The following is a 15,511-nucleotide window of genomic DNA, read 5'->3' on the forward strand; positions in this document are numbered from 1 at the left end:
CAGGGATGCGTGACCGGCGCCAGCGTGTCGGGCATTGATATCAAGGCAGGCCTGTGACGGTTGTTCCAACGACTCCCCGGCTGATCGACCGGCGTGATCTGCTCGCTGCCCTGGATCGCGCTGCGGCGAGCAAGGTGACGATCATCTCGGCCCCGGCCGGCAGCGGGAAGACGTCACTGCTGCGCGCCTGGGTCGGCCGAGCAGGCCGGCCGCATCGGCTCGCCCTCGTGCAGGTACAACGCGACCAGAACGATGCCCAGCAGTTCTGGCTGGCCCTGCTCGACGCGGTCCGTCGCGCCACCGGTGCGAACAGCGACGCGGAACTGTCAGCAGCGACACCTGACTTCAACGGGTACGCGATGGTCGACCGAGTGCTCTCGGAGCTCGCCGAAGCTCAGGGCGGTGTCACGCTGGTAGTTGATGATCTCCACGAGCTGCATCCGCCGGAGATCCCCGCTCAGCTCACCCGGCTGCTGACCAACCTTCCCCCGAACGTGCACGCGATCCTGGCCACGCGTCACGATGTGCGGCTGGGGCTTCACCGGCTGCGCCTGGCAGGCGAGCTCGCCGAGATCCGCGCGGTGCACCTGCGCTTTTCGGAGCGCGAGACCCGCGAGCTGCTCGAAGCGTCGGGCGTCGCGCTGTCCGCGGCAGGGACGGCGCTACTGCACCAGCGGACCGAGGGATGGGCCGCAGGCCTGCGACTCGCGGCCCTCTCCCTGATCGGCCACGCAGACCCGGAGCGGTTCGTCGCCGAGTTCTCAGGCAGCGACCGCACAGTCGCCGAGTATCTGCTCGCCGAGATGCTCGACCGCCAGCCGCCCGACGTCCAGAACCTGCTGCTGCGCACCTCCCTGCTCGACCGGGTCAACGGCGAGCTGGCCGACCTGCTGACCGGCCGCCCGGGCTCAGAGCAGATCCTGCTGGACCTCGAAGACACCAACGCCTTCGTCGAATCGTTCGACCCCGGACGCACCTGGTTCCGCTACCACCAGCTGTTCGCCGATCTGCTCCGGCTGGAAATGCGCCGTACGCTGCCCGCGGAAATACCCGCACTGCACCGGCGCGCCGCCGGATGGTTCAGTCGGCACGGCCAGGCGGCCGAGGCCATCCGGCACACCCAGGCCGCCGGTGACTGGCCGGAGGCGGCCCAACTACTCGCCGACCATGCATTCAACCTGACCCTCGACGGGCAGGCGCAGACCATGCAGGCACTGCTGCAGGCCTTTCCGCCGGGCGCGGACCACCCCGAGCTGGCCCTGGTGCACGCGATGGGTGACCTTGCTCATGGGCGCCTGGACGAGGCGGCCGCCCACCTGGTGGTCACCGAGACGTACGCCGAGACGACGCCACCAGGTCGCCAGCACAGCCTCCACGTGGCGATCGCGTCACTGAAGCTGTCGCTGGCCAGGCGGCGCGGTCATTTGGCCGGCGTCATCGAGCAGGTCCGGTTCCTGGCTTCCCCGCTCACGGGATGGTCCGACGAAGACCTCGCCTTGGGCAGTGACCTGCGAGCGGTGGCGCTGATGAATCTAGGGACCGCCGAGGCGTGGTCCCTAGGGGTGCCAGACGCTGAACGCCACCTCAGGGAAGCCGCCGCCCTGGCCCGGAGGATCGGTCGACCCTACCTGGAAGTCGGCTGCCTCGCGCAGCTCGGTTTCGCTTCCATCTTCCACGGTGCAGCCATGCCGAAGATGGAAGCGTTCGCCACGACACAGCGGCGCTGCCGCGAAGCGATCACGCTCGCTGAACGGTACGGCTGGGGCACAGAACCGGTCATCGCACCCGCACTGATGACGCTCACCAGCACGATGGTGTTTCTGGGTGAGTTCGACGAGGCCGACCGGTGGTTGCGGCGCACCGAACAGGCTGTCCAAACAGACACCGGGCCGGACATCAGGCTCCTGCTGCACCAGACGGTCGCGATACTGCACGCCTGTCGCGGCCGCCACCACGAGGCACTCGAAGAGTTCGGCGCGGCCGAAGACCTGGCATCGCAGATGGAGGGATCACAGGCGCTGGCGAGGCAGATGACTAGTTGGCTGCTCGCCACCCAAGCCCGCCTCGGACTGCTCGGTGAAGCCCGTGCCGCTCTCACAGCACTTGATGATGAGTGGACCAGCTCCGGCGAGATACGTAATGCCCGGGCGGTGATCTGCCTCGCGGAAGGCGATCCGGCCAGAGCCCTGGACGCGTTGCACGATGTGCTCGATGACACGGCACCCGTCCTTGGCTACGTCACGCTCGTTGAAGCGCACCTGCTCGCCGGGCTCGCCCATCGTGAGCTCGGCGACCAGCGCGCGGCGAACCAGGCGGCTGAACGTGCACTGGCCCTGGCGGATTCTGACCGGCTGGTCCTGCCCTTCGCGATGACCGGCTCGGCAGAGCTGCTCGAGGCGCTGCCCCGGCACCAGACCTCGCACGCCGCGCTGCTCGCCGACATCCTCGAGGTACTCCACGGCTCATCTTCGATGGCCAAAGAGCAGTCCTCGTTCCCGCCGGCGAAGAAGCTCAGCCCGGGCGAGCTCAGGGTGCTGCGGTACCTGGCGACCAACCTGTCCAGGCCCGAGATCGCCAACGAACTGTCCGTCTCGCTGAACACCGTCAACACGCATCTGCGCAGCGTCTACGCCAAGCTCCAGGTCCGTGACCGTTCCTCGGCCGTGCGGCGTGCCAGGGAACTGCGGCTACTTGCTGCTCGCCGCACTAGCTAGACCGACGGCCACCCGATCCCGGCGATCCGGGGTCACCTGCCAACACTCGACCATGGTGTCATGAACCCGGCACCCGCCCCGTACATGATCCGGATCAACGGGCACCTTGGCGCTACCGTGCTGTCGGCCTTTCCTGCGCTGGCGCCGCAGCATCACGGCGCGCACACCGTACTCACCGGCCTGCTGGATCGGTCTGCGCTCTACGGTGTGCTGGCCGAGATCGAAGCGCTCGGCCTGGATCTGCTCGAGATCCGAAGGCTCGCCCCGGAACGTAGATCATCGGAACCAGGTGACAGCCGCTAAGCGTGGCGGTCACCCCGCTCGCTGACCATCTCCTCACCTCGCAGAACACAGCGCTCCTGCTCATCGGCTACCAGCCCTCACAGACGGCAGTGGTAGCAGGACGGCCTGCAACGCCTCCTTCATGCCCGGTGAGCGTAACTCCCGATATCACTGGAATACGGTGACGACCTCTCACCGTCCCGGGGGTGAATCTGGTTACGCCGTGTTCGAGGCTCAGATGGGAGATCACAATGACGACCGACACCGAAGCGCTCGTGCGCCGCGCGTACCACTTGACGGAGGGTGATGTCCTGGACGTCCAGGGGTTCGTCGATCTGTTCGCCGAGGACGGTGTGTTCAACGGTATCGGCGGTGTGTCCGGGCAGGAGAGCTACCGTGGTGAGCAACTCGGCGACGTCGTTGTCTGGATGGGCAAACTATTCCCCGATGTTCACCGCGAGCTGCACCGGGTCAACGTGCTCGGGAACGTCGTCGCGATCGAGCTGTCGATCCAGGGGACTTTCCTCGGGCCGTTCGAGACGCCCGTCGGCGTCATCCAGCCCACGGGAGCCAAGCTCGACATCCCGACCGCCGACTTCTGGTACCTGAGCGACGGCAAGATCAAGATGTTCAACTGTCACATCGGCATGACCACCATGTTCGCGCAGCTAGGCGTACTGCCGGACTTCACCTCCGCAATAGCGGCGTCCGCGCCAGAACGATGAGCCCGACCGAGAAGCGTGCGGTGCGGGAGATAGGCCTGCTCTTCGTCGTGTTATCTCTCAGCTCAAGGGTTCCGGGTGGAACCCGGCGCCGGCATAGGGCTGGGCATCCAACTCAGGCGCGCCGGATCGGAATGCCTCGTTCGGCAGGCACGCATGGCTGGGTTCTCGCGACAAGCGGCATCTATGCCCAGGTCAGCATGCCCCTTCAGCGGCATGGCCTACAACGATGCCAACCAGCTCACCAGCCGAGCGGGCCAGACCCTCACCTACGGCGCTGGGTGTACGGCTGCATCGAGTGCGCCGAGTACTCCGAGTTGGGCGAGGATCACCGTTCCCGATGGGTAGCAATCGAAGCGCTTGATCTTGCCGTCTTCCAGTTCGAAGACGTCGCAGCAGGGTGCGTCCATCCGGTTCCCCGTCGGTTCGAGGGTTCCACCGGCTGTGCTCAACGGGCCGTTGTGGGTGCCCTGGAGAGCGAGCTGGACGATGACCAGGTCGCCAGTGACGTACACCTGGTGGAGCTCGCGGTGCATGTCGGGGAAGGCGCGGGCGAAGTTCTCCACCGGGAAGGCGCGGTCCCGGCCCCGGTAGGTGACGCCGATGGACTCGTCGGTGAAGGTGCCGTCCTCGGTGAAGGCGGCAAGCCAGCCCTCGCTGTCCTGGTCCTCGGCGATCTGGTAGGCGTTGCGGATGGTCTGTTCGTTGTCCACGGTCAGGTCCTTTCTGGTGAGGGGAAGTGTCGGGCTAGCTCGGTGCGGGCGGGATCGTCCAGGGCCACGCCGGGGGCTCCGAGGTTGTCGGCGAGGTGGGCGCGGCTGCGGGTTCCGGGGATGAGCAGGATGTTCGGGGAGAGGTCGAGCAGCCAGGCGAGTGCGAGCTGGACCGGGGTGGCGTGCAGCCGTTCGGCCATTGCGGTGAGCACAGGGTCGGCGAGCAGCCGGCTCCGGACGGGGCCGGGCAGGCCCAGCGGGGCAGTAAGGGATGAAGGCGATCCCGCGCCGGCTGCACTCGGCGAGCACGTCCGCCGAGTTCTGGTCGGCCAGGTTGAAGAGGTTCTGCACACAGACGATCTCTGTCTGGTCGACAGCGCGCAGCAGGTGGTGCAGGGAGACGTTGCTGAGCCCGACGCCGTCGATCAGCCCCTCATCCCGGGCCCTGGCCAGCGCCGTGAGCCGGGCGTCGAACCGCCCGTCAGGTGCCTCCGCCGGGTCCATCATGCGCAGGTTCACGGCGGCCAGCTGGTCCACGCCGAGAGCGGTGAGGTTCTCCTCGATCCCGTGGCGGAGCTGGTGCGGTTCGTCGTATCGCACCAGTGTGCCGCCGGAGGTGCGGCGCGCGGCCACTTTACTCACCAGCGCCAGCCCCTTCGGGTAGGGGTGCAGCGCCTCGTGGATGAGGGCGTTCACCGTGCCCGCGCCGTAGAACCGCGCGGTGTCGATGTGGTCGACCCCGGCCTCGATAGCGGCTCGCAGTACCTGGAGGGCCTCGTCCCGGTCCCGGGGCGGTCCGAAGACCCCGTCGCCGGCCAGTTGCATCGCGCCGTACCCGGCACGGTGCACCCGCCAGGGGCCGAGCGCGACGGTACCACCGAGACCGGGGCCTTTCGCGATCATCAGTCGTGGACCTGGGAGCCCGCGCCGAGGTCCAGGCGGATGGATTCGAGGATGATGAACGCCGTGCTGGCGGTGTAGACGTCGGCGGCGGCCAGCACTCCGGTGTATTTCTTGATGACGGGTGCGGCGGCGTAGTCGGCCTGCGCGGCCTGGTAGGTCTTGACCGCTGCCCAGGAGTTGTTGCCGTACTTGGCGAAGTAGGGGGTCGGGTCGACGGCCGTCAGGGCCTTGGTGACTCCCGCGATGATGTCGTTCACGTATTGCTGGTAGGTGACCATGTCGGCGCGGGTGCCGAGTTGGCCCATGTGGCCGCCGATGTAGTGCTTCCAGGGGTAGGTCATGGCTTTGGCGGGGGCGGCGATGGAGCCGGGGACGTCCTCGTTGAGGTTGAAGTTGTCGAAGGGCACCCAGCCGGGCAGGTTGATGTCGACCAGCATGAGGGTGTCGTGTTCTGGTAGGTGGATGTAGGTGTTGTCGGGGGTGTGGTTGGTGCCGTGCCATGCCAGGTCGATGCGCTCGCCGCCGACGTGCAGCGTGTGGCGCTTGTCGAAGGCGACGTCGGGCAGCGGCCGGGTCGGGTCGTTGTCGCGGGCCAGCAGCTTCTTGGTCTCGGCGTGGCCGACCCGTACGACGTGCTTGCCGAACAGTGACGAGGCCCCGAGGTGGTCGGCGTGGTGGTGGGAGTAGACGATGTGGGTGACCTTGTTGGAGACGCCGTTGGCGGAGGCGATCTGGTCGATGGCCCGCTGGAGGTTGCGCCCGATGGACGGCGGCGCGTCGAAGAGGACGACGCCTTCGCGGGTGGTGAGGAAGGCGGCCTGGTAGGTGCCGTCGGTGACCCAGTACAGGTTCTTCTCCACTCGTCCGACGTAGTAGCCCTGCGCGTTGAGGGCAGGGCCGAGCGCCGATGGTGGGATCGGTGCGTAGTCGGGCAGGGTGTCGGCTGACGCCGGGCCGGCCAGCGTGCTGCCTGCCACCGTGGCGAGGGCGGGCACGGCCGCGACGGCCGCTGACCGGGCCAGGAAGGAACGGCGGTTCGAGGGGTTGCCGAGCAGGGACATGACTCTCCTGGAGGTTGGCTGAGGGGATACGGGTCAGTCGGTCTCGGGTCGGCGGCTGAGCAGTGCCCAGCCCGAGGCGCAGACGCCGAGACCGACGAGGACGGCGAAGCCGAGCACGGTGTCGGGTGGGCTCGCACCTTGGTCGAGGGCGATACCGGCACCGATCACGGGGACCGAGAGCCCGATGAAGAGTGCGATGAGAAGGGCCGAGGTCATCGCCAGGCGGGCTTCGGGCGGGGCGGCCTCGAGAACGAGGGCGGTGGTGCCCTTGAAGACCGCTCCGGATCCGGCCCCGATCAGGGCGCCCCCGATCAGGAAGAGCGCCAGGTCGGGTGTCGGAAGGCGCTCGATCGGCTCGATCCCCTCGAGATCGGACAGCACCGCCGGGAGCGTAGGCGCGTTGAGGCCGAACTTGACGCCCACCGTCGACAGGACGATCGGCATGTTGAACGCCTTGGCGGTCCTCGCCAGCAGCCTGACATTCAGCTCGACCATCTCCGCGCTGGTCTCCGACCGGATGACCTCGAACATCTCGTTCTGGTAGTCGATCAGCACCAGCGCGCAGTCCTCGGCCTTCCAGACACCCAGATCCTTCGTCATCGACCCGTTCCCTCCTGTGGCGGCGTGCCTTACCCAGTGGCAAACAGCCTCTGACCGACCCAGGTGACTGGCCATCACCAGATCCTGGTGATTCAGATCGATCTGGTGAGTTCGATGAGGTCGAGCCCGAGCATCTCCATTTGGGAGAGGACGCCGTAGAGCGCGGAGCGGTCCAGCAGGCCGGTCAAGACGGTGTGGTCGGGCCGGTGCTCGGCGATCAGGGAGGGTGGGAACGCCGACAGGGCGGTGGCGCCGAGGCGGCCGGCTACGCGGATGGTGTACTGGGCCGGTTCTGCGTTCATACGAGCAGGGTCGGCGGGCGGTCGGTGATTGGGCCTCACCCAGATCGGGTGAACCTGGTGAGGAGTCGGCGTTCGCGCGCTCGTTTGACGGCTGAGGAGCGGCCGGTGGCCTGGAGCTTGGTGTAGATGTTGCGGAGGTGGGTGTTCACTGTGTTGACGGAAATGGAGAGTTCATTGGCGATCTCGGGACGGGAGAGGTTGGTCGGTAGGTAGCGCAGGACCCGCAGCTCTGCGGGGCTGAGCTCTGGGAGGGCCGCCGAAGACAGGGCCGGGGACGCTCCCCGGACGACGTCGAGAATGTCAGCGATGAGTGCTGTGTGAGCGAACCGGTGGTGCGGCAGCGACTCCAGGAGGTCACCCCCGCCGGTCATCACGAAGGGCAGAATCAGCCCCTCTGGTTCGGCGAGCGCCAGGGCGTGCTCAATGGACTGCCGGGTCAGTTCGGCGGCGCCGAGCCCAGAGTGGGCCAGTGCGGCGAGCAGGTGAGCCTCGACGACAGTGGCGATGTGGACGGCGGGCGCGCTCCGGTCGATGACCCTGGAGACCGCGGCCAGGGTCCCGACCAGTTCGCCCTCTGCCAAGCAGACGGCCGCCCGAGCGTTGCAGATCTCCGCAGAGTCGGCCAGTGGACCGCCGAGTGCTTCGAGAGCGTTGCGGGCTTCGGTGCAGAATCCGAGACGGGCCTGGGAGGCCAACAACCAGCCGGTTACGTATCCCGTCAACGCGTGCGGGTGAGACAGCTGTGACTGCAGGCGATGTGCGTCGGCGAACTCCTCCGCGGCTCGTTGGATGCGCCCTCGACCGGCCTGGAGCATTCCCTTCACAAGGTGGAGCAGCGTGCCGATGCCCGGTCCTTCGTCTGAGCCCAATGCCAGGTCGGCACGTCGCAGAGCGAGATCTGCGTCGTCGAACTCCCCCGTCCAGACCATCGAACAGGCCAGGGTGATCAGTGCTGGCGCGAGGATTGCCGCAGTACCCCAGCCATGCTCCTCGGCGAGGGCGATCGCTTCCTCGCAGCGCCTGCGGGAGTAGGTGAAATCAGGGAGCTTCGTCGCGAATCCGAGCTGGGCCAGACAGGCCACCTGCAGATAGGGCCGGCCGATCTTTCTGGCCAGGTCGGCGCCCTCCTGCAGATGACGAGCGCCATCGGAGATCCCCAGGGTCCAGGCCTCCGCCGTTCCCAGATTCATCAGGGCCATGACACGAAGTTCACTGCTCAGGGCGATGCCTCCGGGCGACGGGGAGTCGATGAATCGGGCATAGCGCATCACATCGGCGAGAACACCACGCCGCCGGGCGAGCGACAGGTTGAGTGAGGCGACCACAGTGGCGAGCCGACGCCGCCGGTCCTCAGGAGCCGTCGCCAGCCGGGCTTCGGTGATGGCCAGCTGAGCAGCCGCCTCGTCGAGACGTCCGTGGAAGAGGCTGACCATCGTGCGCACGACGCTCAGCTCCGGAAAGCTCGACCCAGTACGTAGGGGGAAGGCTTCCAATAGCGCCTGCATGGTTTCCTCCTGCCCGTCAAGCAACATGCCGAATGAGTAGTCGGCGAGCAGCACTGCGGCGTCCGCCCAGTCACCGGCGGCTTGCAGATGCCAGACGGCTTCGGTGATCTCCCCCTGGTCGGCGAGCCAGCCGGCAGTCCGGCGATGCAGGTTCTGCACTTCACCCGGCAGAATCCGGCGTAGTTCCAGCCGCAGGAGATCACCGAACAGGTGGTGGTAACGGAACCAGGTCCGGTCAGGATCGAGGGAGACGACGAACGCGTTGGCATCTTCCAGTCCCAGCAGGATCCGTTCTGCCCCGGTGCCCCCGGTCAACAGGTCAGCCAGCTCGCCGTTGACCCTGTGGAGGATCGAGGTCCGCAGCAGCAGATTCTGCACGTCCTCCGGCTGGTGGTCCAGCATCTCAGCGACCAGGTACTCCGCGACGGCCCGGTTGCTGCCAGTGAACTCGGCGACGAAGCGCTCCGGGTCTGGATGATCCGTCAGGGAGATCGCCGCCAGCCGCAAACCGGCGGCCCAGCCTTCGGTGCGTTCGTGCAGCTGGGCGACAGCGGCATCCGACAGGGTGATCCCCTCGGCGGCGAGCAGGGCCCGGGTCTCGGTCGCGTTGAAGCGCAGGTCGGCGGCCCGCAGCTCGGCGAGCCGCCCGGCCAGACGTAGTTGGTGGAGCCGGAGGGGAAGATCTCGACGGGTCGCGAGGACCGCGTGCACGTGCGGCGGAAGGTTGATCAGAAAATGGGTCAAGTGGAGGAAGGCCTCGGGCGTGGTCAGTTCGTGCAGGTCATCGATCACGAGGCAGACGCTGCCGGTCAGTTCGGCCAGTTCCGACAGGATACGGTCCGCGACGAGAGCGCCGCTGAAGTCCGGTGATGCGGTCAGCGGCTCGGCAGGGGTCGGCCTGTCCGACAGTTCCTGGACGGCGTCCAGCATCGCGAGCCAGAAGAGTTGGGCGCACTGCTTATCGCGCTGCACCTGGACGATCGCCAGTCGTTCACGATGCTCGAACCAGGCTTGCAAGAGCGATGACTTCCCGCTGCCGGCCGGTGCGGTGATGATCGTCACTCGCCTGGTGGCCGCCCGATCCAACGCGGCCACCAGAGCATCCCGAGCAATGAGTCGACGATGGAGCGGCTTTCCTGCGAGGGGTAGCACGATCAACTGCGTATCAAGCGCCTAGAACGGATGTCAACGGATGTCAACGGATCCACAATCACCGGGATCCGGCGATGAACGGTCACCAGACCCGGCGTGAACCTTGACCTGCGGCGTCAGCGAACGGAGCCACACCATTTCAGTCTCTCGCGAGACTTGGGGAGTGACTTAATCAGGGCGAGAACAAGATCTTTTAGACAGTGACTTTGACGGTGGCCGACCTCCGCGGTGATCTCACCGATGATGGTGGGTGGGCAAGGGTGACGGACCTCGATCGGATCGACCATCGCCAGCTACAAGAAGAACATCCGCCTGCACATCAAGCCGGCGCTCGCCGCCGTCCCCCTCTCCTCGTTGACGACGGCCCGGATCAACACGCTGTACCGGCTTGAGCGCCAGGGCCGCAGCGACCACAAGGCGGGCGATGGGCTGAGTCCGCGGACGGTGCGCTACATCCACACGATCCTCCGGGCCGCGCTTCAGGGTGCCGTCGACAGCGACCGCCTGGCGAAGAACCCCGCCGACCGAGCGAACCCGCCGACGGCGAAGCAGGCTAAGGCGCCGGAGATGCATCCGTGGACCGCCGGCCAGCTCCGGGCGTTCCTCGACTGGTCGAAGGAGGGCAGCCACCTTCACACCGCGTGGCATGTGCTGGCCATGACCGGTATGCGCCGCGGCGAGCTGCTCGCGCTGCGCTGGCGCGACGTCGACCCCGAGGCCGGCACCGTCCGGATCCGGCGGTCGGTGGGGGTCGTCAGGGTCAAGGGCGAGGGCATGCAGGTAAAGGAAGGGGACACCAAGACGGCGAAGCCCCGCGTCGTAGACCTCGACGAGGGGACGGCCGCGCTCCTGAAGGCGCACAAGCGGGAGCGCGGCGGCCTGGCCCTGGAGCTCGCGCGTGATGGGGCTCTGGTGTTCGGTGACATCGAGGGCCGGCACCGGCACCCAGAGCGCTTCTCCCGCACCTTCCGCGAGCATCTGGCGAGGTGCCGGAAGGAGCTCGGCGAGGAGCCGCGCCATCGGAGATCCGCCTGCACGATCTTCGGCATACGCACGCGACGCTCATGCTCGCCAAGGGGGTACCGCTCAAGGTGGTCAGTGAGCGGCTCGGCCACGCGAGCGCCACGGTGACCTTGACCGTCTACGCGCACGTGCTCCCGGGCAACCAGAAGGACGCGGCAGACACCTTCGCAGCCCTGGTTTCGGGGGTCTGAAACCATGATCGGTATCACCGCTGGTATCACGCGGGAGATCGGCCCGGAATAGAGAAAGTCCCGAGCCTGTGGCCTGCACAGAGTCGGGACTGATCTTGTGTCCGAGGGGCGACTCGAACCCTTCGCCTATCTTTTGGATTCTCAAGCGGACCCTTGGCTGCACCTCCCGTGAGCATCCGGCCTCATGCCGATCCCTCCGCGATCAATGAATGGGGCAAGCGTCGGTCACCGATCTTGCTTTGCTGGCAGCGCTGAGTCTTTGCGTGACGACCCGCGCGAGGGACCGAGGCCGAGTTGACGAAGATCATGGGTGTTAGTACCCTTTTACTAATCTAATAGGAAAAGGGTAGTGCAGTGATCAAGCTTCGCCTCGACCCAAGCTCTGGTGTGGCGACATATCTGCAACTAGTGCATCAGGTCAAACACGCCTTGCGGCTTGGTGTGCTCATGCCGGGCGATCGGCTGCCAACGATCAAAGAGGTCGTCAGCGACCTCGCGATCAATCCGAACACAGTGGCCAAGGCCTACCGCGAACTGGAACGCGAGGGCCTGGTCGTTGGCCGGCCGGGGTTGGGCACGTTCGTGCAGCGGTCCTTGGGCGGCGGATCCATGGCCGATCACACCCGGTTCCGCAGTGATCTCGCCCGGTGGGTGCACGGCTGCCGTGAAGCAGGGCTCGACCAAGAGGACATGGAGGCGCTGTTCACCTCGGTGCTCACTGACTCCCTTCGGGAGGAGACCGCATGACGGCGGACCGGATGGTAGGGATGTTCGGCGGCGGATCTGGTGAGTTCACCCCTCCCGTACAGAGCCCGACGGCTCTGGAGGCCATAGGGCTCGCCAAGCGGTATCGGGGCATGTGGGCGTTGCGCGACTGCTCGCTGTCTGTCCCCGCCGGCCGGGTGGTCGCGCTCGTCGGACCGAACGGCGCGGGCAAGTCCACGTTCCTGCACCTGGTCGCCGGTCTGATCGCCCCCACCCGGGGCAGCGTGCGTGTCTTCGGCGAACCGGTCGGGCAGCGGGCGGCGGCCCTCGCGCGGGTGGCGTTCCTGGCTCAGGACAAACCCCTCTATGACGGCTTCACCGTCGCTGAGATGCTCCGCTTCGGACACCATCTCAATCCGGGGTGGGACGACGCCCTCGCCCGGCAACGGCTGGCGGAGCTGGACATCCCGTTGAACCGCAAGGTCGGCAAGCTTTCCGGCGGTCAGCAGGCACAGGTCGCGCTGAGCGTCGCCGTGGCCAAGCGTCCGGATCTGCTGGTCATGGACGAGCCGCTGGCCAACCTCGATCCAGTGGCCCGGCACGATGTCATGCGCTCCCTGATGGCGGCAGTCGCCGAGACGCAGATGACCGTCGTGCTGTCCTCCCACGTGGTGTCCGACCTGACCAACGCCTGCGACTGGCTGGTGGTGCTCAACCGCGGCCAGGTCCAGATCAGCGGCGAGGTCGATGAGCTGCTCGCCACCCACCGGATGCTGTCCGGTCCGGCCGAGCTCGCCGACGGGGTGGCGGCCCGGATGCCGGTGATCAGCGACAGCCGCAGCGAACGGCAGGCCGACCTGCTGGCCCGCACCGGCCCGGGAACGCCGTTGCATGACCCGCGATGGAGCTCCTCCGGCGTGAACCTGGAGGAGCTGGTGCTGGCCTACCTGCGCCGCCCCGACACCACCTCACTGCCTCGTCCGACCCTGACCATTTCCTGACCGCTAAGGAGACATGGAAGTGTTGTGGCTTACCTGGCGGCAGCACCGCATGCAGGTGCTCCTCACCACGGCGCTGCTGGCCGTCCTCGGCGCAGTTCTGCTCATCAGCGGTCTGGGCGCCGCCGACTTTGCCGCCCAGAACGCTCCGGCGACCGACTGCGTGACGGACACGCCCGCATGCAGCGCTTACCTCGTGGCGATGAACGAGCGCATACGGCCGGTGGGTGAACTCCTCGGATGGCTTCCGCTGCTGGCCCCGGCGATGATCGGCGCCTTCTGGGGCGCTCCGCTGCTGGCCCGGGAGTTCGAGCACGGCACGCACCAACTGACCTGGACCCAGTCGGTGACGCGGCGCCGCTGGTTGGCGACCAAGATCGTCGGGCTCGGTGCCACGGTCACGCTCGGCGGGCTGGTGCTGGCTGGCATTGTCAACCCGTGGCTGGCCGCCTTCGACGTCCCCCCCTACAACATTGACCACCTCGACTTGAGATGGTTCCGCCTTGTCGGCATCGTGCCAGCGGCGTGGTGGCTGTCCGCGTTCGTGCTCGGCATGGCCACGGGCGCGCTGTTCCGGCGGACCCTGCCGGCGATGGCGGTGACCCTGGCGGTGTGCGCGTTAGCATTCTTTGGACTTCTTAGGGCGCCGTCCTTCTACGCGACGCCGGAGCGAGCAGTGCAGGCCACGGTCGCGGACGAGCTCGCGCCGGAGGGCTCCTTGGGGGTGAACGACTATTGGATTGACAGAAGTGGCGTGAAGTTCACCTCTCAGGAGAGAGCGCTCGCGCTCGCCGGCTCCTGTGGGACAGACGAGACGACCAAGAAGTACGCCAAGTGCGCTTTCGGCCACGGCTATCGACAGGTCGCCGAATTCCACCCCGCGAGCAGGTTCTGGCGGTTCCAATGGACCGAAGCGGGAATCCTGCTCATCCCCGCTCTCGTATTGGGCGGTGTCGCCGTCCGGCGCACCCTTCGGCCCCGCATCTGAAACCAATTATCGCCTTATCACGGTGACGGGACGGCCTGGCGCAGGACCGTCACCGCCTTCTGCAAGGCGTCCAGTAGAGGGCGAGCAGGGGATCATGCAGGACCGAGAGCAACGAGTTCTGCGTGGCGTAGGCCGGCCCGCTGCGGACTTGCCCGTCCTGATCAAACTGCCCGACTCTTCCTTGAGTAGATGCCCGAACGACAGCGCCCTTGCCGACTCGGCAGGTCAAAAGAGGGTGTCGCGCACCCGCAGCGGCCGGTAGCCAGTGGGGCCAAGCTGAGCCAGCTCGCCCTCGATGTCGACGTCGATGGACCCGAAGAAGTTGATGTTCTCGCTGTGCGCCGGGGATATGTGGGCCAGCACCTCATCGTCGACGCTCCGCCCGGTGGCGCGCATCGAGTCCACGGCCAGGCCGTAATACTCCGTCGTCCACGCGACTACGGAGTTGGTCACGAGCGTCAGGCACCACGCCTGCTCGGTCTGCTGCTCCAGGTGCCGCGCCCGGACGGTGCCCTCGTGGGCGTAGAGCAGATCGCGCTTCAAGACGTGCAGTGACTTCGCCTTTGTTCAGCTGCCGCGAGATCTTCCGCCGGTACGCCGGGTCAGCTAGGCCGTGTTCGGAGTTCCGATCTTTTAAGTCGCCGCAGCCGAATCCCGGAAGATCCACCTTTGTCGACCTGGCAGACGATCAGGAGCCATGATCTCTGCCGCCTACCAGCGGAGATTACTCCCGATACCGTCAGGCCAGCACCTCCCACTTGCGGAAACAGGATGGAAACTACTCAGCGGGTCTCAAGAGAGCTTCCGCAATCAGATAGCGCCGGATTCCGTTTGGTTTCACAGCGCAACAACGATCTACAAATTGTTACCTTGACGAGGTTCCGCTGTTCGAGCCCGCACAGGCGACCGTGCGGGGCTTGTCGCGTTCCGGGGATCACGACTCTGCGGTGAGGCGCTCTGCCTGGGCGCGGCCGACCGCGGCGGCCCGGGGGAGGTAGTCGGCGATCAGAGCCAGTTCAGCGTCGTCGTAGCGGTCGAGCACCTCGCCGAACGCCCTGCCCGGGATCTCCCAGGCCGAGCTGATCCGCGCGCGGGCCGACTGTTCGCTCCCCATAACATCACCCAGACGCTTGACGCCCTCGTCGCGGTCCAGGACGTACTGCCGCCACAGGCGCAGGGGATCGCCGCGGCCCGGCGGCAGATTGCCGAATGTGATCGCAAGCTCTCCCAGCACCGTGCCGCACTGGAGGCCGGCGCCGACCCCGCCGTGGTCGCCGGATGGATCCGTGAGGAACAGGCGCGCAAGGCCGAGGCCGAGAGCCGGCTGCGGCGGATGCCTGTGGCCCGACAGGGGCCGATAGAGCGCGACGAGCTGGCCGCTGTGATGCGCCGGCTCGGCGATATGGTGCATGTGCTCGCCCAGGCGGACCCGCTGCGGAAGGCCAAGGTGTACGCGACCTTGGGCCTGCGGCTGATCTATCACCCCAGCAAGCAAAAAGTCCTGGTCACGAACTCTCGTGACCAGGACCACATAGGCGACCGGTTTGTGTCCGAGGGGGGACTTGAACCCCCATGCCCCGTAAAGGGCACTAGCACCTCAAGCTAGCGCGTCTGCCTATTCCGCCACCCGGACAGGTGGTGCCTGCACGTTG

General features: G+C 66.8%; 15 protein-coding genes and 1 tRNA gene. 8 read left to right on the forward strand and 8 right to left on the reverse strand.

What is annotated here, in order from left to right:
* Positions 1 to 53 precede the first annotated feature (53 nt).
* The 3 genes from MYF83_RS43650 to MYF83_RS09935 all read left to right on the forward strand — a co-directional run bounded on the left by MYF83_RS43650 (position 54) and on the right by MYF83_RS09935 (position 3,721).
* Positions 54 to 2,714 carry a winged helix-turn-helix domain-containing protein gene (locus tag MYF83_RS43650; protein WP_248959945.1) on the forward strand — a complete coding sequence of 887 codons (2,661 nt, stop codon included), beginning with the start codon at positions 54 to 56 and terminating at the stop codon, positions 2,712 to 2,714.
* Between the two features lie 60 nt (positions 2,715 to 2,774).
* Positions 2,775 to 3,017, forward strand: coding sequence for a DUF8691 family protein (locus MYF83_RS09930; protein WP_248959946.1), 243 nt, complete (start codon positions 2,775 to 2,777; stop codon positions 3,015 to 3,017).
* A gap of 230 nt (positions 3,018 to 3,247) precedes the next feature.
* On the forward strand, positions 3,248 to 3,721 hold the full coding sequence (locus MYF83_RS09935) for an ester cyclase (RefSeq protein ID WP_248959947.1): 474 nt from the start codon (positions 3,248 to 3,250) through the stop codon (positions 3,719 to 3,721).
* Between the two features lie 266 nt (positions 3,722 to 3,987).
* Here MYF83_RS09935 and MYF83_RS44765 read toward each other — a convergent pair whose 3' ends face one another.
* From MYF83_RS44765 to MYF83_RS09960, 5 genes are all read right to left on the reverse strand, one after another.
* Positions 3,988 to 5,334, reverse strand: a complete 1,347-nt coding sequence (locus MYF83_RS44765) for an aldo/keto reductase (protein ID WP_248959948.1) — start codon at positions 5,332 to 5,334, stop codon at positions 3,988 to 3,990.
* Positions 5,334 to 6,395 (reverse strand): MBL fold metallo-hydrolase, encoded by a 1,062-nt coding sequence (locus tag MYF83_RS09945; protein ID WP_248959949.1) that lies wholly within the window; start codon positions 6,393 to 6,395, stop codon positions 5,334 to 5,336. Before MYF83_RS09945 ends, MYF83_RS44765 begins: the two co-directional genes overlap by 1 nt.
* 33 nt (positions 6,396 to 6,428) lie before the next feature.
* Positions 6,429 to 6,995 carry an isochorismatase family protein gene (locus MYF83_RS09950; RefSeq protein WP_248959950.1) on the reverse strand — a complete coding sequence of 189 codons (567 nt, stop codon included), beginning with the start codon at positions 6,993 to 6,995 and terminating at the stop codon, positions 6,429 to 6,431.
* A gap of 92 nt (positions 6,996 to 7,087) precedes the next feature.
* Positions 7,088 to 7,297 carry a DUF8691 family protein gene (locus MYF83_RS09955; RefSeq protein WP_248959951.1) on the reverse strand — a complete coding sequence of 70 codons (210 nt, stop codon included), beginning with the start codon at positions 7,295 to 7,297 and terminating at the stop codon, positions 7,088 to 7,090.
* Between the two features lie 35 nt (positions 7,298 to 7,332).
* The gene (locus MYF83_RS09960; RefSeq protein ID WP_372500126.1) at positions 7,333 to 9,954 is read right to left on the reverse strand and encodes a winged helix-turn-helix domain-containing protein; all 2,622 of its coding nucleotides are present in this window, start codon (positions 9,952 to 9,954) and stop codon (positions 7,333 to 7,335) included.
* A gap of 354 nt (positions 9,955 to 10,308) precedes the next feature.
* Here MYF83_RS09960 and MYF83_RS09965 point away from each other — a divergent pair, with 354 nt between their 5' ends.
* The 5 genes from MYF83_RS09965 to MYF83_RS09980 all read left to right on the forward strand — a co-directional run bounded on the left by MYF83_RS09965 (position 10,309) and on the right by MYF83_RS09980 (position 13,859).
* Entirely contained in the window at positions 10,309 to 11,085 is a 777-nt protein-coding gene (locus tag MYF83_RS09965) for a tyrosine-type recombinase/integrase (protein WP_279339340.1), read from the forward strand.
* A complete protein-coding gene (locus MYF83_RS42515) occupies positions 11,019 to 11,168 on the forward strand; it encodes an integrase (protein WP_279339341.1) in 150 nt (49 codons plus the stop codon). Before MYF83_RS09965 ends, MYF83_RS42515 begins: the two co-directional genes overlap by 67 nt.
* Before the next feature lie 354 nt (positions 11,169 to 11,522).
* Positions 11,523 to 11,915 (forward strand): GntR family transcriptional regulator, encoded by a 393-nt coding sequence (locus tag MYF83_RS09970; RefSeq protein WP_248959953.1) that lies wholly within the window; start codon positions 11,523 to 11,525, stop codon positions 11,913 to 11,915.
* The gene (locus MYF83_RS09975) at positions 11,912 to 12,874 is read left to right on the forward strand and encodes an ABC transporter ATP-binding protein (RefSeq protein WP_248959954.1); all 963 of its coding nucleotides are present in this window, start codon (positions 11,912 to 11,914) and stop codon (positions 12,872 to 12,874) included. Before MYF83_RS09970 ends, MYF83_RS09975 begins: the two co-directional genes overlap by 4 nt.
* 13 nt (positions 12,875 to 12,887) lie before the next feature.
* Entirely contained in the window at positions 12,888 to 13,859 is a 972-nt protein-coding gene (locus MYF83_RS09980) for an ABC transporter permease (RefSeq protein WP_248959955.1), read from the forward strand.
* 225 nt (positions 13,860 to 14,084) lie between these two features.
* On the opposite strand, the gene MYF83_RS09985 is transcribed toward MYF83_RS09980, so the two are convergent.
* From MYF83_RS09985 to MYF83_RS09995, 3 genes are all read right to left on the reverse strand, one after another.
* A complete protein-coding gene (locus MYF83_RS09985) occupies positions 14,085 to 14,402 on the reverse strand; it encodes a Tn3 family transposase (RefSeq protein ID WP_248959956.1) in 318 nt (105 codons plus the stop codon).
* Positions 14,403 to 14,793: 391 nt separating this feature from the next.
* Positions 14,794 to 15,270, reverse strand: coding sequence for a hypothetical protein (locus MYF83_RS09990; RefSeq protein WP_248959957.1), 477 nt, complete (start codon positions 15,268 to 15,270; stop codon positions 14,794 to 14,796).
* A 136-nt stretch (positions 15,271 to 15,406) separates the two neighbouring features.
* Positions 15,407 to 15,492, reverse strand: a tRNA-Leu gene (locus tag MYF83_RS09995).
* Positions 15,493 to 15,511 lie beyond the last annotated feature (19 nt).

Source organism: Sphaerisporangium perillae (assembly GCF_023276435.1).
Taxonomy (GTDB): Bacteria; Actinomycetota; Actinomycetes; order Streptosporangiales; family Streptosporangiaceae; genus Sphaerisporangium; species Sphaerisporangium perillae.

Bases quoted from the DNA above. Each gene is read 5' to 3' on its own strand.
- MYF83_RS09930 (WP_248959946.1), top strand. From the start codon at position 2,775: ATGAACCCGGCACCCGCCCCGTACATGATCCGGATCAACGGGCACCTT.
- MYF83_RS09935 (WP_248959947.1), top strand. From the start codon at position 3,248: ATGACGACCGACACCGAAGCGCTCGTGCGCCGCGCGTACCACTTGACG.
- MYF83_RS44765 (WP_248959948.1), bottom strand. From the start codon at position 5,334: ATGATCGCGAAAGGCCCCGGTCTCGGTGGTACCGTCGCGCTCGGCCCC.
- MYF83_RS09945 (WP_248959949.1), bottom strand. From the start codon at position 6,395: ATGTCCCTGCTCGGCAACCCCTCGAACCGCCGTTCCTTCCTGGCCCGG.
- MYF83_RS09950 (WP_248959950.1), bottom strand. From the start codon at position 6,995: ATGACGAAGGATCTGGGTGTCTGGAAGGCCGAGGACTGCGCGCTGGTG.
- MYF83_RS09955 (WP_248959951.1), bottom strand. From the start codon at position 7,297: ATGAACGCAGAACCGGCCCAGTACACCATCCGCGTAGCCGGCCGCCTC.
- MYF83_RS42515 (WP_279339341.1), top strand. From the start codon at position 11,019: ATGCTCGCCAAGGGGGTACCGCTCAAGGTGGTCAGTGAGCGGCTCGGC.
- MYF83_RS09975 (WP_248959954.1), top strand. From the start codon at position 11,912: ATGACGGCGGACCGGATGGTAGGGATGTTCGGCGGCGGATCTGGTGAG.
- MYF83_RS09980 (WP_248959955.1), top strand. From the start codon at position 12,888: ATGGAAGTGTTGTGGCTTACCTGGCGGCAGCACCGCATGCAGGTGCTC.
- MYF83_RS09990 (WP_248959957.1), bottom strand. From the start codon at position 15,270: ATGCACCATATCGCCGAGCCGGCGCATCACAGCGGCCAGCTCGTCGCG.